At 67.7% G+C, this 24,143-nt stretch carries 21 protein-coding genes and 1 pseudogene; 15 read left to right on the forward strand and 7 right to left on the reverse strand.

The features are described 5' to 3' along the window. Positions 1 to 26 precede the first annotated feature (26 nt). A complete protein-coding gene (locus GOALK_RS15615; RefSeq protein ID WP_006359798.1) occupies positions 27 to 506 on the reverse strand; it encodes a DUF2231 domain-containing protein in 480 nt (159 codons plus the stop codon). A 52-nt stretch (positions 507 to 558) separates the two neighbouring features. After that, on the reverse strand, positions 559 to 1,455 hold the full coding sequence (locus GOALK_RS15620; RefSeq protein WP_006359799.1) for an MBL fold metallo-hydrolase: 897 nt from the start codon (positions 1,453 to 1,455) through the stop codon (positions 559 to 561). 92 nt (positions 1,456 to 1,547) lie between these two features. On the opposite strand from GOALK_RS15620, the gene GOALK_RS15625 reads away from it, so the two are divergent. Continuing rightward, positions 1,548 to 2,321, forward strand: coding sequence for a DUF427 domain-containing protein (locus tag GOALK_RS15625; protein WP_035754519.1), 774 nt, complete (start codon positions 1,548 to 1,550; stop codon positions 2,319 to 2,321). Here the strand turns inward: GOALK_RS15625 and GOALK_RS15630 are convergent, their stop codons facing one another. Continuing rightward, a complete protein-coding gene (locus GOALK_RS15630; RefSeq protein ID WP_006359801.1) occupies positions 2,322 to 2,921 on the reverse strand; it encodes a mycothiol-dependent nitroreductase Rv2466c family protein in 600 nt (199 codons plus the stop codon). A gap of 43 nt (positions 2,922 to 2,964) precedes the next feature. After that, complete coding sequence (locus GOALK_RS15635; RefSeq protein WP_006359802.1) at positions 2,965 to 4,203, reverse strand: cytochrome P450; 1,239 nt, start codon at positions 4,201 to 4,203, stop codon at positions 2,965 to 2,967. A 116-nt stretch (positions 4,204 to 4,319) separates the two neighbouring features. Between GOALK_RS15635 and GOALK_RS15640 the strand changes: the two genes are divergently transcribed. Further along, entirely contained in the window at positions 4,320 to 4,706 is a 387-nt protein-coding gene (locus GOALK_RS15640; protein WP_006359803.1) for a DUF2784 domain-containing protein, read from the forward strand. 55 nt (positions 4,707 to 4,761) lie between these two features. Here the strand turns inward: GOALK_RS15640 and GOALK_RS15645 are convergent, their stop codons facing one another. After that, positions 4,762 to 6,003 carry an esterase/lipase family protein gene (locus GOALK_RS15645; protein ID WP_035754521.1) on the reverse strand — a complete coding sequence of 414 codons (1,242 nt, stop codon included), beginning with the start codon at positions 6,001 to 6,003 and terminating at the stop codon, positions 4,762 to 4,764. 407 nt (positions 6,004 to 6,410) lie between these two features. Between GOALK_RS15645 and clpB the strand changes: the two genes are divergently transcribed. Together clpB and GOALK_RS15655 are read left to right on the forward strand one after the other, a co-directional pair. Then, positions 6,411 to 8,963, forward strand: coding sequence for an ATP-dependent chaperone ClpB (gene clpB, locus GOALK_RS15650; protein WP_006359805.1), 2,553 nt, complete (start codon positions 6,411 to 6,413; stop codon positions 8,961 to 8,963). 158 nt (positions 8,964 to 9,121) lie between these two features. Beyond that, positions 9,122 to 10,213 carry a GIY-YIG nuclease family protein gene (locus GOALK_RS15655; RefSeq protein ID WP_006359806.1) on the forward strand — a complete coding sequence of 364 codons (1,092 nt, stop codon included), beginning with the start codon at positions 9,122 to 9,124 and terminating at the stop codon, positions 10,211 to 10,213. A gap of 160 nt (positions 10,214 to 10,373) precedes the next feature. On the opposite strand, the gene sigK is transcribed toward GOALK_RS15655, so the two are convergent. Beyond that, the gene (gene sigK / locus GOALK_RS15660; protein WP_006359807.1) at positions 10,374 to 10,934 is read right to left on the reverse strand and encodes an ECF RNA polymerase sigma factor SigK; all 561 of its coding nucleotides are present in this window, start codon (positions 10,932 to 10,934) and stop codon (positions 10,374 to 10,376) included. A 223-nt stretch (positions 10,935 to 11,157) separates the two neighbouring features. Here sigK and GOALK_RS15665 point away from each other — a divergent pair, with 223 nt between their 5' ends. From GOALK_RS15665 to GOALK_RS15710, 10 genes are all read left to right on the forward strand, one after another. Continuing rightward, positions 11,158 to 11,751: a DNA-3-methyladenine glycosylase I gene (locus tag GOALK_RS15665; protein WP_006359808.1), complete on the forward strand. Its 594-nt coding sequence runs from the start codon at positions 11,158 to 11,160 to the stop codon at positions 11,749 to 11,751. 30 nt (positions 11,752 to 11,781) lie between these two features. Continuing rightward, positions 11,782 to 12,528: a maleate cis-trans isomerase family protein gene (locus GOALK_RS15670; RefSeq protein ID WP_006359809.1), complete on the forward strand. Its 747-nt coding sequence runs from the start codon at positions 11,782 to 11,784 to the stop codon at positions 12,526 to 12,528. Further along, a complete protein-coding gene (locus GOALK_RS15675; protein WP_006359810.1) occupies positions 12,525 to 12,917 on the forward strand; it encodes a PPOX class F420-dependent oxidoreductase in 393 nt (130 codons plus the stop codon). The genes GOALK_RS15670 and GOALK_RS15675 overlap by 4 nt, the downstream gene beginning before the upstream one ends. A gap of 250 nt (positions 12,918 to 13,167) precedes the next feature. Continuing rightward, entirely contained in the window at positions 13,168 to 13,266 is a 99-nt protein-coding gene (locus GOALK_RS15680) for a potassium-transporting ATPase subunit F (protein ID WP_081474355.1), read from the forward strand. A 6-nt stretch (positions 13,267 to 13,272) separates the two neighbouring features. Continuing rightward, a complete protein-coding gene (gene kdpA, locus GOALK_RS15685) occupies positions 13,273 to 15,081 on the forward strand; it encodes a potassium-transporting ATPase subunit KdpA (RefSeq protein ID WP_006359811.1) in 1,809 nt (602 codons plus the stop codon). Continuing rightward, positions 15,078 to 17,219: a potassium-transporting ATPase subunit KdpB gene (gene kdpB / locus GOALK_RS15690; protein WP_006359812.1), complete on the forward strand. Its 2,142-nt coding sequence runs from the start codon at positions 15,078 to 15,080 to the stop codon at positions 17,217 to 17,219. The genes kdpA and kdpB overlap by 4 nt, the downstream gene beginning before the upstream one ends. A gap of 5 nt (positions 17,220 to 17,224) precedes the next feature. Further along, positions 17,225 to 17,860 (forward strand): potassium-transporting ATPase subunit C, encoded by a 636-nt coding sequence (locus tag GOALK_RS15695; protein WP_006359813.1) that lies wholly within the window; start codon positions 17,225 to 17,227, stop codon positions 17,858 to 17,860. Positions 17,861 to 17,879: 19 nt separating this feature from the next. Continuing rightward, positions 17,880 to 20,465 (forward strand): DUF4118 domain-containing protein, encoded by a 2,586-nt coding sequence (locus GOALK_RS15700; protein ID WP_081474356.1) that lies wholly within the window; start codon positions 17,880 to 17,882, stop codon positions 20,463 to 20,465. After that, positions 20,462 to 21,160 (forward strand): response regulator, encoded by a 699-nt coding sequence (locus GOALK_RS15705; RefSeq protein WP_006359815.1) that lies wholly within the window; start codon positions 20,462 to 20,464, stop codon positions 21,158 to 21,160. Before GOALK_RS15700 ends, GOALK_RS15705 begins: the two co-directional genes overlap by 4 nt. After that, positions 21,157 to 22,092 carry an aminoglycoside phosphotransferase family protein gene (locus GOALK_RS15710; RefSeq protein WP_006359816.1) on the forward strand — a complete coding sequence of 312 codons (936 nt, stop codon included), beginning with the start codon at positions 21,157 to 21,159 and terminating at the stop codon, positions 22,090 to 22,092. The genes GOALK_RS15705 and GOALK_RS15710 overlap by 4 nt, the downstream gene beginning before the upstream one ends. 3 nt (positions 22,093 to 22,095) lie before the next feature. Here GOALK_RS15710 and GOALK_RS15715 read toward each other — a convergent pair whose 3' ends face one another. Continuing rightward, complete coding sequence (locus GOALK_RS15715; RefSeq protein WP_005198183.1) at positions 22,096 to 22,821, reverse strand: maleate cis-trans isomerase family protein; 726 nt, start codon at positions 22,819 to 22,821, stop codon at positions 22,096 to 22,098. A gap of 59 nt (positions 22,822 to 22,880) precedes the next feature. Between GOALK_RS15715 and GOALK_RS15720 the strand changes: the two are divergent. Beyond that, positions 22,881 to 24,143 (forward strand): annotated as a pseudogene (locus GOALK_RS15720) (amidase); the annotation flags it as partial.

The following is a 24,143-nucleotide window of genomic DNA, read 5'->3' on the forward strand; positions in this document are numbered from 1 at the left end:
CGAGGAGATTCACACGTTCGTGCGTGTCAGGACCAGACCGACCTGGCACCGGATTCCCCGGTTCGGAACACGATGTACAGCGAACCGAGCGCCACCACGACCAGTGCGACCCCGAGAGCAACTGCCACTGCCCGCTGCGAGAGCTTGGACGACGCCGGGATTCTCGCGTGAACGGCGGTTGTCACCCGCTCGTTGTGCAGCGCCCACCAGACGACGGCGAGCGCGAACAGCGGCCCCACCCAATAGATCACCTGCTCGCCGAATCCGGCATGGCGTTCGATTGCCGCGCTGGGGCCGACCTGCTCCTCCAGTGATTCCCCGGCACTGGTGGTGAGCGGAAGGGCGATCAGCGCGACGAGAGCCACCAGGGGAGTGAGGATCCCCAGGCGGGCGCGAGCGGCGGGCCAGCACACCGCGGCGATCGCCATGAGCGCGCTGAGCGGCACCAGCACGACGACGATGTGTACGAGCAGGGGGTGGAGAGGCAATCCGTTGATGGTGTTCACGCAGTGACGGTAGGCCCGCGATGTTGAAGGGCAGCTGAATCTGTCGGGCAGGTCACCTCCGGTGGAATGACCCGTCGTCGCTGCGCGCGACCTGTCCGTGCCGGATGAGGCGCTCGAGATGGAGCCCGGCCGTACGGCGCTCGACCGCGTTGACGAACGGCATCTGCACATGCGGCCGGTACACGAGACGGTACTCGACGATCTCGTCGAGTGGCCGGGGCCGGTCGAGGAACGCCAGCAGGCGTTCCTCACGGCGGTGGATGACGCCCTCGTACGCAGTCAGGCGTTCCCGGAAGTCCTTGGCGCCCTCCACGACTCCCTTCTGATGGAAGGTTCCGTACCAGCGGGCGTCGACCTCGCGGACGCGCGCGAGGGAGGCCAGGTAGTCGTCGACGCTGCTGCCGACGTCGCCGTACATGGGTCCGAAGGACGTGAGGTCGATGTCGGCGATGTAGAAGAAGCCCGTCGGTTCCACGAGTACACCGCAGTGTCCGCGCGTGTGGCCGGGCAGGTGGACGACCGTCGCGGTGAGGTCGCCGAGGTCGAAGACATGACCGTCGCCTACACCCTCTGCCTCCGGGAAGCCGGGCGGGAGCGCGAAGGTGTCCCCGATCTGGGCGTCGACCGCGGCGCGTTCGTCCGGCGTGAGTCCGTAGCCGTCGAGGAGGACCTGAAGTGAGCGGACTCCGCCGACCTCGTCGTGGTGCGCGTACTTGGCGGTGTCGAAGTGGCGCAGTCCGGCGATGTGGTCCTCATGGGCGTGGCTGATCATGACCGCATCCGCGCCGACGGGGTCGTGATCGACGTCGAGGGAGGGATCGAGGACCAGCGTCGCCTCGCTGCCGTGCACGACGACGGTGGTGCCGCGAGGGAACGCTCCGCCGCCGGCCGGCGCCAGCACCGTGACTTCGTCGAAGCGGGTTTCGGTGAAGCTCGGCGCAGTGGTCACCTCGTCTGCCTACCCGCGCGCCGAGCGAACTGTCAACGGTGGTCGCCGCCCGGGCCCTGGCGAATCGACACGAGCCGGAGGACCATCGGTCCATGGCCACGTCACTGGATGAAGTCACGAAGTCTCAGGTGGATCTGCTGCGGTGGACGGACATGCGCCGTCGGGTCCGAGCATTCGTCGACGGCCAGGCGGTCGTCGATTCCGCCGCCCCGATCCAGGTGTGGGAGCCACACCGGGTGGTCGGGTGCTACGCGGTACCGTCCGCCGACATCGAGGGCCTGCTCGAACACCACCGACCGACGATGCCGCCCGCCGAGCACCCGCCGATCCTGACCCCGGCGCATCCGTTCGCGCTGCACACCGCGTCGGGCGCGACGTACGACATCGTTGCCGACGGGCGGATGCTCGCCGGGGCCGCCTTCCGGCTCGACGACCCCGATCTCGCCGACTATGTGCTACTTGACTGGGACGCGTTCGACGAATGGCGTGAGGAGGAACAGACCGTCATGGGGCACGCCCATGACCCGTACCAACGGATCGATTGCCTGCCCACCAGCAGACGCGTCGTCGTACGGATCGGGGACACGGTACTGGCCGAGAGCCGGAATCCCACGCTGCTGCTGGAGACGCACCTGCCGCCGCGGCATTACATCCCGCGGCAGGATGTCCGGATGGACGTTCTCCAGCGCTCCGACACCGTCACCGTGTGCGCCTACAAAGGTCAGGCGACGTACTGGTCGGCACTCGTCGGCGACGAGATCGTCCCCGACATCGCGTGGACCTACACCGATCCGCTGCACGACGCCGAGCCCGTGCGGGACCTCATCTGCTTCTACGACGAGCGGGTCGACCTGGAGATCCGCTGATCACGAGAACGTCGGCGGACCGGCCGGTCGCTTCAACTGGGCGAAGGTCGGGGTCCCCGCGAGGGTGACGAGCGAGGAGTAGAGCGCCTCGGCCTCGTCGCCGGTCGGGAGGTCGGCGAGCACGGGACCGAAGAAGAAGGTGCCGTCGATGCCGAGGATCGGGCTGCCGCCGTCCTCACCGAGAGCATCCTGACCGCGCTGGTGGGATTCACGCACCGCGGTGTCGAACGACTCGTCGTCCATGGCGTCGGCCAGTTCGGCGGGGAGTCCTGCCGCGGTCAGCACCTCGGCGACGACACCGGGTGTCATCTCGTCGCCGGCGTGGTGGATTCGCTTGCCGAGCGCTGTGTAGAGCGGGTCGATCGCGTCTGCGCCGGCTTTCGCGGTCGCAGCTGCGATAACGCGACCCAGACGGCGAGCCGTCTCGAGTCGGCGGTGCTGTTCGTCGGAGTCGGGTTCCTCGTTCTCGTTGAGGATCGCGAGGCTCATGAGATGCCAGTCGACGTCGGCACCGTGGGCGGCCGCGCGGTCACGGAGCCATCGTGACGCCGCCCAGGCGAACGGACACACCGGATCGAAGTAGAAGTCGAAGTGGGTCATGGACGTGCGTGTACCCAGTTCGGCCGGGTTCGATGCGTGCGGCTCAGCGCAGCGAGTAGCGGATCGGCAGGTGCTTGAGTCCGCCGACGAACACGGTCGCGGCCAACTCGGGCTCGCCGGCGAACTCGATCGAGTCCAGACGTGGGATCAGTTCGCTGAACAGGCTTCTCATCTCCATCCGGGCCAGCGCTGCGCCGAGACAGAAATGCACGCCGTAACCGAAGGCCAGGTGTCTGTTCGGGAAGCGCCCGACGTCGAAGGTGAACGGGTCGTCGAAGATCTCTTCGTCCCGGTTTGCCGAAGTGTAAGCGAGATAGACGGATTCGCCCTTGCTGATGGGTACGCCACGCACCGTGGTGTCCGCGGCGGCGGTGCGCATGAACTCCTTGACCGGAGTGGTCCAACGGATCATCTCCTCGACCGCGGTTCCGATGAGGTCGGGCTCGCGGCGGAGACGGTCGAGTTCGCCGGGGTTCTCGATGAGTGCGCGCAGACCTCCGGAGATCGCGTCCTTGGTGGTGTCGTGGCCGGCGCTGGCGACGATCACGTAATAGGAGGCGGTGTCGACGTCGGAGAGAGGCTCACCGTCGATGCGGCCGTTGGCGATTGCCGACGCCAGGTCGCCGGTGGGATTCGCGCGTCGGGAGGCGGTCAGCGTGCTGAAGTAGTTGAAGAAGTCGAGCAGGGTGGCCATCCGCTCCTCGAGCGTGGCGCCGCGCTGGTACTCCTTGTCGTCGGCGCCGAACATCTCCTGGGTGAGCTGGTGCATTCGAGGGAAGTCCTCTTCGGGCAGTCCCAGCAACGACAGGATCACGTACAGCGGGAAGTGGATGGCGATGTCCTCGACGAAGTCACACTCCGGACCGATCTCAACCATCTTGTCGACGTAACGCTTCGCCAGTGCGTCCACCTGTACTTGCAACTCGCGCAACGCGTTCGGCCGGAACCAATCCTGACCGATCGCGCGCACCTTCTTGTGGTGTGGGTCGTCCATGTGGATCAGGGTGCGCAACCCGGCGCCGGACTCGAGCTGCGACCTGGCGAAGTCATCGGCCACGGCGGTTACCAGCACCGGGCGCGGTTCGCTTAGCCACAGGTTGTTGTCGCGCTCGATGTCCATGATGTCGGCGTGCTTGGTGATCGCGTAGAAGGGCCGGTACGGAGCCTTGTCGACGTAGGCGACCGGGTTGTGCGCTCGAAGGTAGGTCATCGCCGCGTGCAGTCGCGGCTCGTCGGCGTAGGCCGTCGGATCGGCGAATACGTTGGCGGCCTCGTCGGTCATGCTCGCGCTCACCGTTGGCGTCCTTCCGTCGAACGGGTGCTTCTCGCTTCGAGTGTCCGATATCGGCGGGTTCCAGATCGGCAGATTGGTGAACCCGATCGATTTACGCTGGACATATGCCTTATCGGGTCCTGGCCGACGGCATCGCGGTCCTGCATCTGATGTTCCTGCTGTACGTCATGTTCGGCGGGTTCATCGCCTGGCGGTGGCCGCGCACCATCGCGCTGCACCTGGTCGCGGTCGGGTGGGGGATGGCGTCGGTGGTCGTCGGTCTGGAGTGCCCGCTCACCGACGCCGAGAACTGGGCGCGGCGTCGGGCCGGGGAGGCCGGATTGCCGCCGACAGGATTCATCGACAACTACCTGACCGGGGTGATCTACCCGGATTCGGCACTCGGGTTGGTTCGTGGGTTGGTCGCTGCACTGGTTGTCGTGTCGTGGGTGGGGTTGTGGTGGCGAGTGCGGACCGGCTCGCGCCGTCGCAGAATCTCGACTTCGGGGTAGGGGCGCCACCTGCAACCGGCGCTAGTGGGGCGAGGTCGCGATCGTGCGGGGCGGGTCAGTCGGTGCCCGGCGGTAGCGCACGCCGAGGCCTCAACAGGGGCAGCATCCACTCGTAGACGGCGTCATCGTTGAGCAAGGTGAAGTGATGGGCGCCGCCGACGTGGAGTCCATCATCGATCTCGAATCCGAGGTGTCGCCTCCGATCTCGACCGCCGCCGCTGTTCGTCATCACCAATCCGTCGCCGACGATGCGGCCGAAGGGGTGGTCGGGTCGCCGGGTCACGGTCGCTGTCACGTAAAGGTGTCGCGCCCCCTGCATGAGCGGCGGATAGTCGACGGCCGGCTGCCTAAAGGCGTCGGGATCGGTGTCGCGCCAATGATCTTCGGCGATCGCCCCGTGGAAGAGATCGCGAACGCCGGCACTGCGACGACCGAGGAGAGTGCCGAACGGGCGGCTGGTCGGCCGCAGGCGCAGGGCAGCAGTCGCCCAGTGAACCCCTCGTGCCAACGGTGCGCCGAGGTGCGGCGTCCCGAGGCATACGGTCTGTCGAACCAGCTTGGGCCAGTACGGGTCGACGGCCTGATGGCACGCACTGCGGATCACCAGGCCGCCCATCGAGTGGCCGATGAGGGTCAGGTCGGTCACCGGTACCGGCCACGACAACACGAGATCGTCGAGTAGCTGGGCGAGACGGCGGCCGTTGTCACTGATGTGTAGTCCCGAGTTGTACCGGATCATGACCTCGGTGCTGCCGAGGTCATCGGCGAGGCGCGCGCCGTAAGTGGGCTTGCCTCCGCGCTCCCACGCGAACTCGGTCTCCATGAGCCCGTGCAGAAACACCGTGAGGTGTCCGGTGGCCCGGGGGAAGGCCGTGGCCAGGTCGCCCGGGGTGATCGGAACGACGGCGCCGTCGACCCGGACGGCGATCTCCGGAGCCAGCGGTGACCGCTCGGCGGTCAGTTGATCACCGATCAACCCGTCGAGGATGCCGATGGCCGTGGCGCCCCGCTTGGTCTCGGACGGAACGCCGGAGTTGTGAACCGTCAGCGACTCGGCGAGGTCGCCGGCCACGTCGACGGTCGATGTGATCGCCGAGTAGACGGACGTGCTGATCGCGTCATGTATCACCTGGGCCGGACGGACCCTCGTTCCCCACGCCACGCGCAGACCGGCGAACACGGTGTCGGCGACGGATGAGTGGACGGCCGCGATGCCCGAGACCGCTTTGTTCAGCTCGTCGCGGCCCAGTGCCGCCAGTGCCGGCAGTTCGCGGGCGGGGGCGGAATCCACAGACATGATTTCAGTGTACGTGTGTCCACTGAAAGCTGGGTCCGGAACGCCGCGGTTTCGGTCACCCGGGACGGTTGAACGGACTGCTGCTCATCCATCCGGCGACGACGGCAAGGCGGGTGAGGCGCGTGCGAGTTCTCCGGGCTCATCCGACTCGATCGTTCTGGCGGTCAGTCCGGGGCGCGACCCACGAATGCGATGGCCTGACATCCCCCGCGGCGCAAAAGCGCGACCTCGACGACACCCGCGCTACTTCCGGCTAGCGCTTCGGGCGGGAAGCGGCGACTCTGGTAGGAGTGGCGCAGATCACAAAATAGAAAGCCATGAGCGGAATGGACTCAACTTTGTTGGCGTTGCATCCTCCGTATGGCTCATACTTGAGCCTGTTGGACTAAAGAGAAAGGTGCACGCGAGTGGACAGCTTCACCCCCACCACGAAGACACAGCAGGCATTGAGCGCTGCTGTGCAGGCGGCGGCCAGTGCTGGCAACCCCGACGTGCGACCGGCCCACATCCTGGTGGCGTTGCTCGATCAGTCCGACGGCATCGCGTCGCCGCTGCTCAAGGCAGTGGGCGTTGACCCGTCGAACATTCGTGCGCAGGCCCAGATGCTGGTCGACCGCATGCCGACGGTGGCCCAGGCCAGTGCCACCCCCCAGCTCTCCCGCGAATCGATCGCGGCGGTCAGCGCAGCTCAGCAACTGGCCGGTGAGCTCGGCGACGAGTACGTCTCGACCGAGCACATCGTCGTCGGTCTGGCGACCGGTGACTCCGATGTCGCCAAGTTGCTGCACAACGCCGGAGCAACCCCGCAGGCCCTGCGCGATGCGTTCGTCGCAGTCCGCGGGAGCAGGCGTGTCACGAGCGAGGACCCGGAGTCGACGTACCAGGCACTCGAGAAGTACTCGACCGACCTGACGGCAGCCGCCCGCGAGGGCAAACTCGACCCGGTCATCGGACGTGACACCGAGATCCGTCGCGTCGTGCAGGTGCTGAGCCGACGGACCAAGAACAACCCGGTCCTCATCGGTGAGCCCGGTGTCGGCAAGACCGCGATCGTCGAGGGCCTCGCCCAGCGTGTCGTCGCCGGTGACGTGCCCGAATCGCTGCGGAACAAGACCGTCATCTCGCTCGACATGGGTTCGATGGTCGCCGGCGCGAAGTATCGCGGTGAGTTCGAGGAGCGGCTGAAGGCCGTGCTCGACGAGATCAAGAACTCCGACGGCCAGATCATCACCTTCATCGATGAGCTGCACACCATCGTCGGAGCCGGTGCGACAGGCGATTCCGCGATGGATGCCGGCAACATGATCAAGCCGATGCTCGCCCGCGGTGAGCTGCGGCTGGTCGGTGCCACGACCCTCGAGGAATACCGCAAGTACATCGAGAAGGACGCCGCGCTCGAGCGTCGCTTCCAGCAGGTGTACGTCGGCGAACCGTCGGTCGAGGACGCCATCGGCATCCTGCGCGGCCTCAAGGACCGGTACGAGTTGCACCACGGTGTGCGCATCACCGACTCCGCATTGGTCGCCGCCGCAACGCTTTCCGATCGTTACATCACCTCGCGCTTCCTGCCCGACAAGGCCATCGACCTCGTCGACGAGGCGGCGTCGCGGCTGCGCATGGAGATCGACTCGCGCCCCGTCGAGATCGACGAGGTCGAGCGCATCGTCCGCCGGCTCGAGGTCGAAGAGGTTGCGCTGCAGAAGGAAACCGACGCGGCGTCGAAGGAACGGCTCGAGAAGTTGCGCGCCGAACTGGCCGATCAGAAGGAGAAGCTCAACGAGCTGTCCGCACGGTGGCAGTCGGAGAAGACGGCCATCGACGCGGTCCGCGACCTCAAGGAAGAGCTGGATCGTCTCCGAGGAGAAGCCGAACGCGCCGAGCGCGACGGTGACCTCGGACGCGCCGCCGAGCTCCGGTACGGCCGAATCCCGGGTCTCGAGAAGGAACTCGAGGCCGCGCTGGAGAAGACCGGTACCGATCCCGGTCAGGACGTGATGTTGCAGGAGGAGGTCGGACCCGACGACGTGGCGCAGGTCGTGTCGGCGTGGACCGGAATCCCGGCCGGACGCATGCTCGAAGGTGAGACCGCCAAGCTGCTGCGCATGGAGGACGAGCTGGGTAGGCGCGTCATCGGGCAGAAGGCTGCGGTCGAGGCCGTCTCCGACGCGGTGCGTCGTGCCCGAGCCGGTGTCGCCGACCCGAACCGGCCGCTGGGTTCGTTCATGTTCCTCGGCCCGACCGGCGTCGGCAAGACCGAGCTGGCCAAGGCGCTCGCCGAGTTCTTGTTCGACGACGAGCGGGCGATGGTCCGTATCGACATGAGCGAGTATGGCGAGAAGCACAGCGTCGCAAGGCTCGTCGGTGCTCCACCCGGCTACGTCGGGTACGAGGCCGGTGGCCAGCTGACCGAAGCGGTGCGGCGTCGGCCGTACACGGTGGTCCTGTTCGACGAGATCGAGAAGGCCCACCCGGACGTGTTCGACGTGCTGCTGCAGGTGCTCGACGAAGGTCGACTCACCGACGGCCAGGGACGGACGGTGGACTTCCGCAACACCATCCTGATCCTGACCTCGAACCTCGGCGCCGGTGGCGACAAGGACCAGGTCATGATGGCGGTGCGCTCGGCGTTCAAGCCCGAGTTCATCAACCGCCTCGACGATGTGGTCATCTTCGACGCCCTGAGCCCCGAAGAGCTGGTGTCGATCGTCGACATCCAGCTCGGACAGCTCAAGAAGCGGCTGGCCCAGCGTCGCCTCGACCTCGAGGTCTCGCCCAAGGCCAAGGAATGGCTGGGCGCACGTGGATTCGATCCGCAGTACGGTGCCCGTCCGCTCCGCCGCCTGGTGCAGCAGTCCATCGGCGACCAGCTCGCCAAGCAGCTGCTCTCCGGCGACATCCGAGACGGCGACGTCGTTCCGGTGAACGTCAGTGCAGACGGCGAGTCACTGGTTCTCGGCTGATCACGAGTGACACGACCAGGGGCCCATCCTTCGGGGTGGGCCCCTTCGTCGTCTGCGGCGGGTGGCGCGGACCGGTCTGGTAGTGGCGACGCGTCGGTGGGGGCGAGTCGACCGCTCGCAACCCCGCGCGTCCTGGCATCATCGCGGACATGAGCAGGATGGACGCCGTCGAGTTGCCGGCCACCGCGCTCGTCGAATTCCTCGAGTCGGCGGCATTCGCGGAGATGCTCGACCCCGAGGACGAGCGTTCCGCGTCACGGGATGCGCGGTCGCGGAGGGCCGAGGTCGTCGACGTCGTGAATGCGATCGACACCAACGCGGGCCGACGGTTCGTCGACCGTGAGCGTGCCGGCGAGGTGATCATCGGCGGTCTGCGCGGAGGCGGTCTCGGGGTGCGGCCGTCTGTAGTCGACGCGGTCCTCGATCTCCTGCGGCCGGTCGGGGTCGCGGCGCCGGGCGCCCCGAACCCCGTGCCCCTCGAAGTCCAGTCCGTACTCGGCGTCTACATCTACGCATTGGTCGATCCGCGTGATGCATCCGTGTTCTACGTGGGTGCGGGTCGCGGCAACCGGGTCCACCAGCACGCCCGCGCGGCGCTGGCCGGTGTCACGCCGGATGCCGGGGAGGTGGTGGGGGACGCCGAGTCGCCGGCGGTCTGGACTGCGACCGAGGAGCGCATCCGGGACATCGATGCCGACGGATTCGGCGTGGAGCACTGGATTCTCCGCCACGGCGACGACGTCGTCGATTCCGCTGAGATGTTGGCGGCGTATGTCCAGCAGTTCACGGTCGAGTTCGCCGGCCTGGCACGACTCCCGCTGACGAACAGTGCGTCGAGCGGCGCGATCCAACTGGACGAGATGGTGCTGCAGCACGCGGCGCCGCTCGCACCTCCGCTGCCCGAGCCGTGCGTGCTGGTGAAGGTCGACGATTCCGCCCGACCAGACGCCGGTGCCGAGCAGATCTATGAGTGGGCGCGCAGTGGATGGCGGGCCGGACCACATCGCACGGTGCCCGATCTCCCGGTCCTGGTGTTCGCCGACGACATCGTCCGCGCGGTGCACCGCGTCGATTACTGGGAGGCGTATCGGGATGCCGACGGCAACCTCGACCCGAAACGGTGGGTCTACACCGGCTCGCCGGATGCCGAGCTGGAGGCGCGGTACGTCGGTACGAGTCTGCGCGAGGTGCGCGAGCGTCGCGGCGGGAAGTGGAACCACAACGGATGGCACCCGTACGGACAGGTGTGACCGGTCCCGGTGACCGGCTCCTCGACGAGAAACGCCCCTGAGGACAACCCTCCAGAGGTTCGCGGACGACACTGTGTCGCCGGCGGTCCCGTGGAGGGGGTGTTTCAGGGGCGTTTCTCAGGGGTGCTTTACAAGGGGGGGCGAGCGAGGCGGCGGAACCCTAGCCGGTGGCAGCCAAGCCCGGCACGGTCTGACGCAGCCGGATGAGACCGTCGCGAATACGTGACTTGACCGTGGGAAGCGCGACCCCGAGGTGCTCGGCGACCTCGCGGTAGGTGAGTCCGTGGAAGTAGGCCAGTTCGATGGCCTGGCGCTGGATGGGGGTGAGGCTCTCGAGGCCGGTGTGGATCAGGCGAGCGATCTCTCGTCGCTCCACCGACTCACTGACCTCGTCGATCTCTCGGCTCGTGTCGGCGATGCCGTAGGCGACGGTGCGTCGGGTCGCGGCGGACTCCGACCGAACGCGGTCGACGGCCCGGCGGTGAGCCAGGGTCAGAATCCAGGAGAGTGCCGAACCGGAGCGGGGGTCGTAGGTCTCGGCGTTGCGCCAGACGGCCAGGAAGGTCTCCTGCGTCGCTTCCTCGCTGTAACCGGGATCGCGCAACACGCGGAGTGTCATGCCGTACACCCGGTCACAGGTTGCGTCGTAGAACTGGGCGAAAGCGTCCATGTCCCCGGTCGCCACGCGGGCAAGGAGGTTGTTCAGGTCGGATTCATGCATCACGAAACTCCTTGGCGCAGATGTGTTGTCTCGCTTCCGAAGCGGGATTCGGCGTCGGTGCCGGAGTGCTCTCGGTGCGATGTGACCAACGCTATGCGGGCAGCGGCGAGAAGTGACCATCGAGAGACACAACGGGATGCTTTCGCAATCTTTGGTAACGGAACGATAACGGCGGCCATCTGTCGTAGCCGTGCCGTAGCCTCCTCGCCACGAAGGGAGACGTATGTCCGCAGACACGATAGAGGGACCAGACGGTCGGCTGCGTTGCTTCTGGGCGGGCCGCGAGCCGGAAACCGCCTATCACGACACCGAATGGGGATTCCCGACCACCGACGATACGTCGTTGTTCGAGCGGGTGTGCCTCGAAGGCTTCCAGTCGGGCCTCAGCTGGCGCACGATCCTGATGAAACGGGAGAACTTCCGCGCGGCCTTCGCCGGCTTCGACGTGGAGAAGGTCGCGCGCTACACCGACGCCGACGTCACGCGCCTGCTGGACGACGCGGGCATCATCCGGCATCGCGGAAAGATCGAAGCGGCGGTCAACAACGCGCAGCGGGCCGTCGAGCTCATCGACGAGTTCGGCTCGCTCGAGTCGTACTTCTGGGGATATGCGCCCGCCGATGATCACGTGCCGAACTCGATGACGACGTCACCCGAGTCGGTCGCGATGTCGAAAGACCTCAAGAAGCGCGGATGGCGTTTCGTGGGGCCGACCACGATGTTCGCCCTCATGCAGGCGACCGGGATCGTCAACGACCACGCCTACGAATGCGTCATTCGGGACGAGGTGGCCGCGGCACTTCGGCAGCGATTGTAGACAATCACACAATGTGCCATCATCCGGAGCATGAACGCCCAGATCGGCATCGGGATGGTGTGCCCGTTCGACATGGCTCTCGACCGGGAGTTGTGGCGCTGGATGCCGGACTCGGTCTCGCTGTACTTCACGCGGACCGGTTACATCGATGCTCCCGTCGACGTCGAACTGTGCCGCGATCTGAACAATCACGCGGAGATCTCGGCAGCGGTCAGGGCAGTCTCGTCGGTCGGGCCGCGAACGTTCGGTTACGCGTGTGCATCGGGCAGCTTCGTCTACGGGATGGCGGGCGCGGTGGAGATCTCCAACTGCATGCTCGCCGCGGGCGCGGAGCGCGCGGTCACGACGTCAGAGGCCTTGATCCGGGCGCTGGACATGCTGAACGTGGGGACGCTCGCCGTCGCCACGCCGTACACAGCCGCGCTCACCGGACTCCTCTGCGACTTCCTCGCGGAGTCCGGCAGGAGCGTCGTGGCCCAGGCCGGTCTCGGTCGCGATCGCGAGATCTGGACCATCCCGTACCGCGTGACCGCGGATCTCATCCGCGCCGCGAATCATCCCGATGCCGACGCCGTCTTCGTCTCCTGTACCAACCTGTGGACCTACGACATCCTGGCCGACCTGGAGGCGGAGCTCGGCAAGCCGGTTCTCTCCGCCAACCAGGTGACCGCGTGGGCGACGCTGTGCGACGCCGGCGTGTTCGGCGGCGAGATCACCCCGGTGGGCTGGCCGACAACCCATGCGCAATCGCTGTTCGCCCGTAGCATTGCCGCATGACCTCTGACGCCGCGACGTTCGGCGAGGCGGGTACCGCCAAGTACGTGAACCTGACGACCTATCGCAAGGACGGCACTCCGGTCGCGACACCGGTGTGGGCGGTACTCGACGGAGCCCGATTGCTCGTGTGGACCGAAACCGAAGCATGGAAGGTCAAGCGGATCAGGCGGAATCCGAAGGTCCTGGTCCAGGCCACGGATGCGCGGGGCAAGAAGCTGTCCGGCGAGCCGGTCGCCGGCACCGCGGTTGTGCTCGACGCCGAGGGCACCGCACACGTTCGCAAGAAGCTCGGCGAGAAGTACGGGCTGCTCGCGCGGGTACTGATCTTCGCCAGCAAGGTGCGTCGTGGAGAAAGCGGCACCATCGGGATCGCGATCACGGCGACATAGCGGGACCCCCGGTCAGTACGACCGGTGACAAGGGGTCGTCAAGAACTGCCGGCGGCCCGTAAGAACGGCGTTAAGAACTCTCCGGTGCCCCGCGGGGCGCGTGATCCTTCGGTGTGCCCACCGCACGGTGGGCCATCGGTGCGATCAGAGAGTGAGTCATCGTGGCGGATGTGCTGTTCCTGCTGCTTGCCATCGCAGGGTTCGGTCTGTGCGTACTTGCCGTTCGCGGCCTCGATCTGCGGATCAAGTCGTGACCGCGGCCGGGGTGACCAACGTCGTACTCCTCGTGCTCGCGGCGGCGGCGATGGTGTACCTTCTCCTGGCTCTCGTGTTCCCGGAGAGGTTCTGAGAAACGATGGGCACAGTTGCTGCCGGCCTCCTGCAGTTCGGAGCGCTCATCGTGATCCTGGTCGCCGTCTACGTGCCGCTGGGCGACCACATGGCGCGTGTGTACACCGGGCAACGAGACCTCGGCGTCGAGCGCATCCTCTATCGACTGGCCCGTGTCGATCCGCGTAGGCAACAGTCCTGGTTGGGGTATGCCCTTGCCGTACTGGGGTTCTCGGCGGTCTGCTTCGCGGTCCTCTACGCGGTCCAGAGGCTCCAGGGAATCCTCCCGTTCTCCGACGGCAAGGCCGGCGTCTCGCCGGCAACGGCGTTCAACACCGCGATCTCCTTCGTCACCAACACCAACTGGCAGTCGTACTCACCTGAGCTCGTGATGACCAACCTGACCCAGATGGCAGGACTGGCGGTGCAGAACTTCGTCTCCGCGGCGGTCGGGATGGCCGTCGCCATCGCGCTCGTCCGCGGGATCGTCAACCGTGGGGCCACCGGCGAGATCGGGAACTTCTGGGTTGATCTCGTGCGCGGCGTGGTCCGGATTCTGTTGCCGCTGAGCATCATCGTGGCGACGCTGCTGCTGAGTCAGGGGGTCGTGCAGTCCTGGCACAGCGGATTCACGTGGACGACGCTCGACGGTGCGGAGGTGCACAGTGTGGTCGGTCCGTTCGCTTCGCAGGAGGCGATCAAGGAACTCGGCACCAACGGCGGCGGGACGTTGTCGGCGAACTCGGCGCACCCGTTCTCCAATCCCACACCGTTCTCGAATCTGGTCGAGATCTTCGCGCTGCTGGTGATCCCGGTCTGCCTCACCCGGACCTACGGGACCCTCGTCCGAGACCGGCGCCAGGGACTGACTCTTCTCGCCGTGATGGCGGGGATCTGGGCGATCATGCTTACCGTCGTATGGATCTTCGAGAGTCATGCGTCCGGGTCGGCAGCTCGGGCGGCGGGCGCCATGATGGAAGGCAAAGAGGTGCGCTTCGGGATTCCGGGTTCGGCGCTGTTCGCGGTGTCGACGACCGGGACCTCTACCGGTGCAGTCAATGCCGCGCACGACAGCTTCTCCGCGGCCGGCGGGGGTGCGGTCCTGTGGAACATGCTTCTCGGCGAGGTCGCGCCCGGTGGGGTCGGTTCGGGACTGTACGGAATCCTGATGATGGCGGTGATCACCGTCTTCGTCGGCGGGCTACTGGTCGGCAGGTCGCCGACGTTCCTCGGCAAGCGGATCGGACAGCCGGAGATGACCATGGCGGCGCTCTATGTCCTCGTCATGCCGGCACTCGTGCTGGCCGGCACGGCGATCTCGGTGATCCTGGCGTCGACCACGGAGGCGCAGGGGAACGGAGGCGAGCCGGGAACACCCGGTGCGATCCACGGTTTCGGTGAGGTGCTCTACGCCTACGCGTCGGCGGCCAACAACAACGGCAGTGCCTTCGGTGGGCTCGCGGTGACCGGTGACTGGTTCCAGTCCTCTCTGGGCATGGCGATGCTGCTGGGTCGGTTCGTGCCGATCGTGCTCGTGCTCGCACTCGCGGGCCTTCTCGCCCGGCAGCGTCCGCGCGGCACGGCCGACGAGGGCGCAGCCGAGAGCACCGGCATCATCGGTGCCCGCCCGACCGGACCGGTGGGACCCGGTCACGGGCGCGCCGTCCTGGAGGCCGCGTCGGCCCGTCCGGTGGCACGACCGGAGGTTCTCTCCGCCCTGCCCACCCACGGTCTTCTCTACGGAACGCTGCTCATGGCGACCATCGTGCTGGTCGCCGGACTCACCTTCTTCCCGGCCATGGCGCTGGGACCCATCGCGGAGGCGCTGCTGTGACCACACCCCTGATCGACACCGCCCCGGACGCCTCCCACGCCGAACCTGCCGCGGGCGACGAGCCGGAACTGTTGTCCCGCGGCGCTTTCGACGTCCGCTCGCTCGTGACGTCGATGCCGATGGCCCTGCGAAAGCTGAACCCTCGCGATCAGGCCCGCAACCCGGTGATGTTCGTGGTGTTCCTCGGCGCTGTCGTCACCACCGCCCTGGCGGTCCTTCGTCCGTCCTGGTTCGCCTGGACCGTGGCGGCCTGGTTGTGGTTCACCGTCGTGTTCGCCGCTCTCGCCGAGGCGGTCGCCGAGGGGAGAGGGCGGGCGCAGGCCGAGAGTCTGCGAAAGATCAAGCGTGACACCGTGGCCCGTCGACTACGAGCTGACGGTGGCTTCGACGAGGTCCTCGGTGGTGCGCTGCGGGTCGGCGACCTCATCGTCGTGGAGGCGGGCGAGGTCATCGCCGGCGACGGAGATGTGGTCGACGGCATCGCGACCGTCGACGAGTCGGCGATCACCGGCGAATCGGCTCCCGTCGTGCGGGAATCCGGGGGAGACCGGTCCGCGGTCACCGGCGGCACCGTCGTCCTCTCCGACCGGATCGTCGTCAAGATCACGACGGCACCGGGTGAGACCTTCGTCGACCGCATGATCGCGCTGGTCGAAGGCGCGGACCGCAAGAAGACGCCCAACGAGATCGCGCTCGACATCCTGTTGACGAGCCTGACGATCATCTTCCTGCTGGCGGTGGTGGCGATCGGGCCCATGCAGGAGTACGCCGGCCGGTCGCCGGATCCCGTCGAGTTGATCGCACTGCTGGTGTGCCTCATCCCGACCACCATCGGCGCCCTGCTCAGCTCGATCGGAATCGCGGGGATGGATCGGCTCGTCCAGCGCAACGTACTTGCGATGTCCGGCCGGGCGGTGGAGGCCGCCGGCGACATCGACACCTTGCTGATGGACAAGACCGGGACAATCACCTACGGCAACCGCCGGGCCACCGCCCTGCACCCGGCGCCGGGCGTGTCCGTCGACGAACTGGCGCGGGTGGCCTCGGAGTGCAGTCTCGCCGACGACACTCCCGAGGGACGGAGCATCGTCGAACTGTGCCGGACCTCGTACGGGGTGGAACCGGTCGCGGAGGCCCCGACCGTCGGCTCGACGCGCCGCGAGGTGGTCGCCTTCACCGCCCAGACCCGCATGAGCGGCGTCGACCTGCACGGGGCCGACCTGCACGACGCCGACGCGGTGGTCGTGTACCGCAAGGGAGCTGCCGACGCACTCGGACGGTGGGTCGCCGAGTCGGCGGGAACCGTGGAACCGGCGGTCCTCGCGGACGTGGAGCGCATTTCCACCGACGGCGGTACACCGCTCCTGGTCGGCGTGCACGAGGCGGGCCGGCCCGCCCGCGTGCTCGGAGTGATCGCGTTGTCCGACGTCGTGAAGCCGGGGATGACCGCGCGATTCGCCCAGTTGCGCTCGATGGGTATCCGCACGGTCATGGTCACCGGCGACAACCCGCTCACCGCCCGTGCCATCGCGGCCGAGGCCGGGGTCGACGACTTCGTCGCCGAGGCCACCCCCGAGGAGAAGCTCGCACTCATCCGTTCCGAGCAGCAGGCCGGGCGCCTCGTCGCGATGACCGGGGATGGAACCAACGACGCACCCGCGCTCGCGCAGGCCGACGTCGGGCTGGCGATGAACACGGGGACCTCGGCGGCCAAGGAGGCCGGCAACATGGTCGACCTCGACTCCGACCCGACCAAGCTCATCGAGGTGGTCGCGATCGGCAAGCAGCTGCTCATCACCCGCGGGGCTCTCACCACCTTCTCGCTCGCCAACGACCTCGCGAAGTACTTCGCGATCCTCCCGGCGATGTTCGCCGCGGTCCATCCGCAGCTCGAGGCCCTCAACGTCATGGGTCTGCATTCGGCGGAGTCGGCCATGGTCTCCGCGGTGATCTTCAATGCGCTGATCATCGTCGCGCTCATCCCGCTCTCGTTGCGGGGAGTGCGTTACCGCCCGTCGTCGGCATCGAAGCTGTTGGGCCGCAACCTGATCGTGTACGGGCTCGGCGGGGTGGTCGCACCCTTCGTCGGCATCTGGCTGATCGATCTCGTCGTCCGTTTCGTTCCGGGAATGGGGTGAGCACGATGACCACGATCGCGACCGGTCTCCTCCGGCAGTGCGGCGCCGCACTGGGGATGCTCCTCGGACTGACACTCATCCTCGGGTTCGCCTATCCCGCCGCGGTGTGGGCGATCTCGCGGGTGGACTCGTCGAGTGCGGAGGGCTCACGTCTGGTCGACGCCTCCGGGTGTGCGGTGGGCTCCTCGCTCATCGGAGTCGATCCGCAGGTCGAGGCCGGCGGACCGGACCCGTACCTCCACGCGCGTGTCCTCGGTGCCGAGGGCGCGCCGATGGCCACCGGCGATCCGTCCGCATCGTCGGCGAGCAATCAGGGGCCGAACAGCGTCATCCTCCTCGACAACGTCGAGGCCCGGCGTGCGCTGATCGCCGAGCGGGAAGGAGTGTCACCGCAGGCGGTTCCGGCCGATGCCGTCACCGGATCGGGGTCGGGACTCGACCCCCACATCAGTCCGGCATATGCCGCACTTCAGGTGCCGCGACTGGCACGCGAGAACCGTCGCCCGCCGGAGGAGATACGGTCGCTGATCGCCGCCCACACCCAGGGCAGACAGTGGGGGTTCCTCGGTGAGCCGCGGGTCGACGTCCTCGAGGTGAACCTGGCGCTCGGTCACGGGCCGGCCACGTGTCACACCCGTTGACCGGCGATAGAATCGGCGGATGACCTCAGCGGCGGGACCGGCGACGACGCGGGTCACGAGGCCTCAGGCGGCGTCGCGCCGACGCTCGGAAGGTCGCGGCACGTTGCAGGTGTTCCTCGGATGCGCACCCGGCGTCGGGAAGACCTACGAGATGCTGGCGCAGGCCCGGAACCTCAGGGACGAGGGTGCAGACGTGGTGGTCGCGGTCGTCGAATCGCATGGGCGGCCCGCGACCGCGGCCCTCGTCGAGGGTCTGGAGGTGATCCCCAGGATCGCCCTCCCGTATCGGGGGGCGACATTCGACGAGATGGACCTCGACGCCGTCCTGGCGCGCCATCCTCAGGTGGTGCTGGTCGACGAACTCGCCCACACCAACACTCCGGGATCGCGAAATGCCAAGCGGTGGCAGGATATCGAGGAACTCCGTGACGCCGGTATCGACGTCTGCTCGACCGTGAACATCCAGCACCTCGCCAGCCTGAACGACGTCGTCGCCCAGATCACCGGTGTCGTGCAGAGGGAGACGGTGCCCGACGACGTCGTTCGCGGCGCCGATCAGATCGAACTCGTCGACATCGACCCGCAGGCGCTACGGCAGCGACTGTCCGCGGGCAAGGTCTACCCGTACAGTCGGGTCGACGGGGCTCTGGGCAACTACTTCCGGCAGGGCAACCTCACCGCGCTGCGCGAGTTGGCCCTGTTGTGGCTGGCCGACCAGGTCGACGACAAACTCGCCGATTATCGTGCGGCACACTCGATCACCGACACCTGGGAAGCACGCGAACGAGTCGTGGTGGCGATCACCGGCGGGCCGGAGTCGCCCACCCTGTTGCGTCGGGCCAGTCGTATCGCGTCGCGATCGAGCGCGGAACTGCTGGCCGTACACGTGGTCCGCGGGGACGGGCTCAGTGATCGCGGCGTCGATCTCACCGCACTCCGAGAGCTCGCCGCCGGTTTCGGCGCACGGATCCACACGGTGGTCGGTGACGACATCCCGGCCACGCTGCTCGTGTTCGCGCGCGGGGTCAATGCCACCCAATTGGTTCTGGGTACGTCCCGTCGACCGCGTTGGCAACGGATCTTCGACGAAGGTGTCGGGGCGACGGTCGTGAGCGGTAGCGGGCGCATCGACGTGCACATGGTCACGCACGAGGAGACGCCCCGCCGACACCGGCTCGACATCCGTGACACCAGGTTCCATCGACCGCTGAGCTGGGTCCTCGCGGTGGTCGTACCGCTGGTGGCGACCGGTGTGCTGCGGTTGCTCGATCCCTGGCTCGGGTTCACCAGTCAGTCGGCGCTGTTCTTCGTGTCGGTGCTCGCGGTGTCGATGCTCGGAGGCATCGCGCCCGCGGCGTTGTCGGCGGTGGTCTCCGGCCTTCTGCTGAACTACTTCTTCACCGATCCCCGGTTCACCTTCACCATCGATCAACCGGACAACCTGATCACCATCCTGGTGATGCTGCTCATCGCGATCGCCGTGGCCGCCCTGGTCGATTCGGCGACGGTACGGCGTGCTCAGGCGCAGGAGGCCACCCGCGAGGCGGAACTGCTGGCGATGTTCTCCAGCGTCGTGCTCGGCGGCGCCGATGTCCCGGGCCTGCTCGAACGGTTACGTGAGACCTACGACCAGACGGCCGTCGCACTGGTCCGACGCACGTCGAAGACCACTCGGACGGTGGAGGCCTGGGTCGGCGACTGCCCGCTGAACGGTCCGGATGACGCGGACACGACGTGTTCGGTACCGGGTGGGCAGTTCGAGTTGCTGCTCCGCGGGCCGAGACTCGGCGCGCGGGACCGGCGGGTGCTGGCCGCCGTGGCCGGGCAGGCAGCAGGTGCCGTCGAGCGGCACGCCCTGGAGGTCGAGGCGGCCTCTGCCGAGGCGCTGGCCCGAACCGATGAACTCCGGCGCGCGTTGCTGTCCGCGGTCGGCCACGATCTCCGCACACCGCTCGCGGCGGCGAAGGCCGCGGTGTCCAGTCTTCGTAGCGACGACGTCACCTTCAGCCCCGACGACACCGCGGAACTGCTGGCAACGGTCGACGAGTCGGTCGACCATCTGGCGGGTCTCGTCGGCAACCTGCTCGACTCCTCTCGGCTCGCCGCAGGGGCGGTGCGACCCCAGATGCAGCACACGTTCCTGCCCGAGGTCGTGCACCGCGCCGCCGCCGAGGTGCAACGGCTCAACCCGGACCTCGTTCTGACCATCGAGCTCGGCCAGGCGTGGGCGTACACCGACCCCGGTCTACTGGAACGCGCGCTCGCGAATCTCGTCGACAACGCCCACCGGCACGGCGGATCCGAGGTCGAGATCACCGTCAGCGGAACCGGTGATGACCCGCCGCGCTGCGTGATTCGCGTCGTCGACCACGGGCCCGGATTGCCCACGACCGACCGTGAACAGGTGTTCGCGGCCTTCCATCAGGGCGGCGACACTGCGGGGGCGTCGTCCGGGGTGGGGCTCGGCTTGTCCGTGGCCCACGGGTTCATCTCGGCGATGGGAGGAGAACTGTCCGCCGGGGACACTCCCGGTGGCGGAGCCACCCTGGTCGTGGACCTGCCCACAGTGGCTGACCTTCCGCGATCGGAGGAGGGGAGCCGATGAACGCCGACAAGAGCCGCGTCCTCGTGGTCGACGATGAGCCCCAACTGCTGCGAGCGTTGCGGATCAATCTGAATGCGCGCGGTTTCGCGGTCTCGACGGCGGCGACGGGGGCGGCGGCCCTGTCGGCGGCCGCGCGGTTCAACCCGGACGTCGTCGTACTGGACCTCGGGCTTCCCGACATCGACGGGTTGACGGTCCTCGAGGGCCTGCGCGGATGGACGACCGTTCCGGTCATCGTGCTCTCGGCGCGGACCGACGCGGCGGACAAGGTGGTGGCGCTGGATTCCGGGGCCGATGACTACGTCACCAAACCCTTCGGGATGGAGGAGTTCCTGGCCCGGCTTCGCGCCGCGCTCCGTCGCGGCGCGGCGTCGGGGGTGACGACAGAGTCGCCGGTGGTGGACGCCGGGGCGTTCGTCGTCGACCTCGCCGCAAAACAGGTGACGCGTGCGCAAGAGCCGGTCCATCTGACCCCGACGGAGTGGGGAATCCTGGAGATGTTGGTACGGCACGAAGGAAAGCTGGTGTCCCAGAGCGACATCCTGAACTCGGTGTGGGGTCCCGGATATCTGGGGCAGAGCAACTATCTTCGCGTCTACCTGGCGAGTCTCCGACGGAAGCTCGAAGACGATCCGGCACACCCGCGTCACCTGATCACGGAGGCGGGGATGGGCTACCGCTTCGTGCGTGCATGATCGGCCCAGCGGACATCCCTTCGGGTCTGGCAGAGCAGTCCACCCTGGGGCCCGCGTGGCAGGACTGGCTTCGCCGGCTGCCTGCAACCGCGTCGGGGCTACTCGTCGACTGGGAACTCCGCCGCGACGGGCACGAACTGTGGCACGGTTTCGAGTCATTGGTCATTCCGGTGATCGGTCGCGACGGCCGGCGTGCGGTCCTGAAGGTCGCCTTCGACGGCGACGACGAAGGCGCCCAGGAAGCACTCGGGCTGCAGCACTGGGCCGGTCGTGGTGCGGTGCGGATGCTGCGCGCCGACCCTCGGCGACGCGCCCTGCTCCTGGAGCGGCTGGACCGGACCGACCTCACCTCGGTCGACGACGACGAGGCGTGCCAGGTGGTGGCCGACCTGTACGGCGCCCTGCACATACCTGCTCCCGGCCGGATGTCACTGCTCACGGCCCACCTCGAGCGGTGGCTCACGGGGCTGGAAACCATGCCCCGGGACGCACCGGTGCCGAGAAGGTTTGTGGAACAGGCTCTCTCGCTCGGCCGGGACTTCCTCTCCGACGCGGCGACGGTCGGCGCCGTCGTACACGGCGACCTCCACCACGAGAACGTGCTCGCCGCACCCTCCGGCGACCGGCGCTGGCTGGCGATCGACCCCAAGCCGATGTCGGGGGACCCGCATTACGAACCCGCGCCGATGCTGTGGAACCTGCTCGATCGCCGGCACGGCGACCCGCGGTGGGTGATCCGGTCGCGCTTCTACACGATCGTCGACGCCGCGGGCCTCGACCCGGACCGGGCGCGGGACTGGGTCACCGTCCGCATGATCCTCAACGCGCACTGGGCGATCCAGGATGCGGAGAGGGCGTCGCGTGTGCTCACCGCCGACGATCGCGAGTGGATCACCACCTGCATCACGGTGGCCAAAGCGGTCGTCGACTGACCGTCAGCGAGTGAACAGAGTGCCCAATTCCGGTATGACCGCGGAGATCCCGGCGAGACGCAGGCCCTGCCACGCGGTGACCTGATTGGCGGTCAGCACGGGCTTCGCGAACTTCTCCTCGAGTCCGGTGATCCACCTCGCGGTGTGCAGGGCGGTGTCGGGGATCAGGATCGCCTCCGCGTCGGGATGGTCGGCGGCCGCGATCATGTCGAAGAGGCCGTCCCCGTCGAGGAACCCGGCCTCGGAGGCGGTCTCGATGTCGTTGGCGCGCAGCGCGACCACCTCGATGCCGCCGTCGCCGAGGAAGCCGATGAACCGCGAGGCCAGGGGATCGGGGTAGGTCGCGGCGATCGCCACCCGGGCCAGTCCGAGATGGTGACATGCCTCGACGAAGGCCAACGAGGTCGACGAGACGGGGCGGTCGGCCAGTGTGGCGATGTCGGCGACCTGGCGACGGGCGCCGTCGAGGCCGTGGACGAAGCTCCCCGAGGTACAGGCCCACATCACCGATACCGGCTCGTCGGCCTGGGCTCGTCGCAGCCCCTCGGCGAGGCGGTGCTGCTCGCCGGCCGCGGCCATGGCGTCGACGGTGTGGTCGTCGGAATCGATCTCGGTGATGGTCACCGGCAGCCGGACCGCGGCGCCGGAGGCCACGAGTGCGGACTCGATGAGTTCGTAGTCGTCTTCGGCAGCATGACCGGGATAGAGCATCGCGACGGTGGTTGTCACCCGCACACCTCCAAGGTAGATTGTCAACAATCTACCAAGTGCGACAGATGAGGGGGCGCATGTCGGAAACGGCCCGCTGGCTCAGCGCGATCGAACTGGCCGACGCCTACCGGACCGGTGAGCTGACGCCAGAGGCGGTGGCCGTCGAATTGCTCGACCTCGTCGACCGGGTCAACCCGTCCGTCAACCCATTCTGCCTCGTCGACCCGGAAACGACGCTCGCCGCCGCCCGGGACTCCACCGAGCGTTTCCGGGCGGGCGCGCCGCTGGGGCCGCTCGACGGGGTGCCGGTCAGTATCAAGGATCTGCTGCTCACCCGTGGCTGGCCGACGCTGCGCGGCTCGCTGATGATCGAGCCGGACCAGATGGCCTGGGATACCGACGCCCCCTGCGGTCGCGCGACTCCGCGAGGCCGGCGCGGTGATGCTGGGCAAGGTCACCACGCCGGAGTTCGGGTGGAAGGGCGTCACCGACAGCCCGCGCACCGGCGTCACCCGCAACCCGTGGAACACGCTGCGAACGTCCGGTGGGTCGAGCGGTGGTTCGGCCGCGGCACTCGCGGCCGGACTCGGTCCGCTGTCGGTGGGAACCGACGGCGGTGGATCGATCCGGATACCGGCCGCGTACTGCGGGGTCGTCGGGTTCAAGGCGACGCTCGGCCGGGTGCCGATGTATCCGCCGAGCCCGTTCGCCCCGGTCGCGCACGTCGGACCGATGACCAGGACGGTCGGCGACTGCGCGCTGCTCCTCGACGTTCTCAGCGGGCACGATCCGCGGGACTGGGCGGCGCTGGCGACCCCGACCGAGAGCGCCGCCGCCGCGATCGCCGATGTCCGGGATCTCTCCGATCTGCGGATCGGTTACAGCTCCGACCTCGGCTTCGGATCGAACGATCTTGGAGTGCAGGCGAATACGGATCGCGTCGTGTCGATGCTCGAACAGCTCGGGGCGACGGTGGAGAAGGTGGACCTCGGTTGGGATGACCCGGCGTGGGCGTACCACATCATCTGGTTCGCCGGAGCCGACGTGGTGGTGCGAGGACTCGGACCGGGCGCGGAGGAGAAGGTCGATCCGCTGCTTCTCGAGGCGCTCGACAGGCATCGGGACTTCACCGCAGGCGATTTCGTGAGCGCGAACGCGCTGCGCATGGAGATGGGCACCACGATGGGTCTCTTCCACGAGGAGTTCGACCTGCTCGTCACGCCCTCGATGCCCACGGTCGCCTTCGAGGCGGGACGCACCGTTCCCGAGGGATCGGCGTCGCCGGACTGGACGTCGTGGACGCCCTACAGCTATCCGTTCAACCTCACGGGGCAGCCGGC

The sequence above is a fragment of the Gordonia alkanivorans NBRC 16433 genome (assembly GCF_000225505.1).
GTDB classification, from domain to species: domain Bacteria; phylum Actinomycetota; class Actinomycetes; order Mycobacteriales; family Mycobacteriaceae; genus Gordonia; species Gordonia alkanivorans.

Bases quoted from the DNA above. Each gene is read 5' to 3' on its own strand.
- GOALK_RS15625 (WP_035754519.1), top strand. From the start codon at position 1,548: ATGGCCACGTCACTGGATGAAGTCACGAAGTCTCAGGTGGATCTGCTG.
- GOALK_RS15630 (WP_006359801.1), bottom strand. From the start codon at position 2,921: ATGACCCACTTCGACTTCTACTTCGATCCGGTGTGTCCGTTCGCCTGG.
- GOALK_RS15635 (WP_006359802.1), bottom strand. From the start codon at position 4,203: ATGACCGACGAGGCCGCCAACGTATTCGCCGATCCGACGGCCTACGCC.
- GOALK_RS15640 (WP_006359803.1), top strand. From the start codon at position 4,320: ATGCCTTATCGGGTCCTGGCCGACGGCATCGCGGTCCTGCATCTGATG.
- GOALK_RS15645 (WP_035754521.1), bottom strand. From the start codon at position 6,003: ATGTCTGTGGATTCCGCCCCCGCCCGCGAACTGCCGGCACTGGCGGCA.
- GOALK_RS15655 (WP_006359806.1), top strand. From the start codon at position 9,122: ATGGACGCCGTCGAGTTGCCGGCCACCGCGCTCGTCGAATTCCTCGAG.
- sigK (WP_006359807.1), bottom strand. From the start codon at position 10,934: ATGCATGAATCCGACCTGAACAACCTCCTTGCCCGCGTGGCGACCGGG.
- GOALK_RS15665 (WP_006359808.1), top strand. From the start codon at position 11,158: ATGTCCGCAGACACGATAGAGGGACCAGACGGTCGGCTGCGTTGCTTC.
- GOALK_RS15670 (WP_006359809.1), top strand. From the start codon at position 11,782: ATGAACGCCCAGATCGGCATCGGGATGGTGTGCCCGTTCGACATGGCT.
- GOALK_RS15675 (WP_006359810.1), top strand. From the start codon at position 12,525: ATGACCTCTGACGCCGCGACGTTCGGCGAGGCGGGTACCGCCAAGTAC.
- kdpA (WP_006359811.1), top strand. From the start codon at position 13,273: ATGGGCACAGTTGCTGCCGGCCTCCTGCAGTTCGGAGCGCTCATCGTG.
- GOALK_RS15695 (WP_006359813.1), top strand. From the start codon at position 17,225: ATGACCACGATCGCGACCGGTCTCCTCCGGCAGTGCGGCGCCGCACTG.
- GOALK_RS15700 (WP_081474356.1), top strand. From the start codon at position 17,880: ATGACCTCAGCGGCGGGACCGGCGACGACGCGGGTCACGAGGCCTCAG.
- GOALK_RS15705 (WP_006359815.1), top strand. From the start codon at position 20,462: ATGAACGCCGACAAGAGCCGCGTCCTCGTGGTCGACGATGAGCCCCAA.
- GOALK_RS15710 (WP_006359816.1), top strand. From the start codon at position 21,157: ATGATCGGCCCAGCGGACATCCCTTCGGGTCTGGCAGAGCAGTCCACC.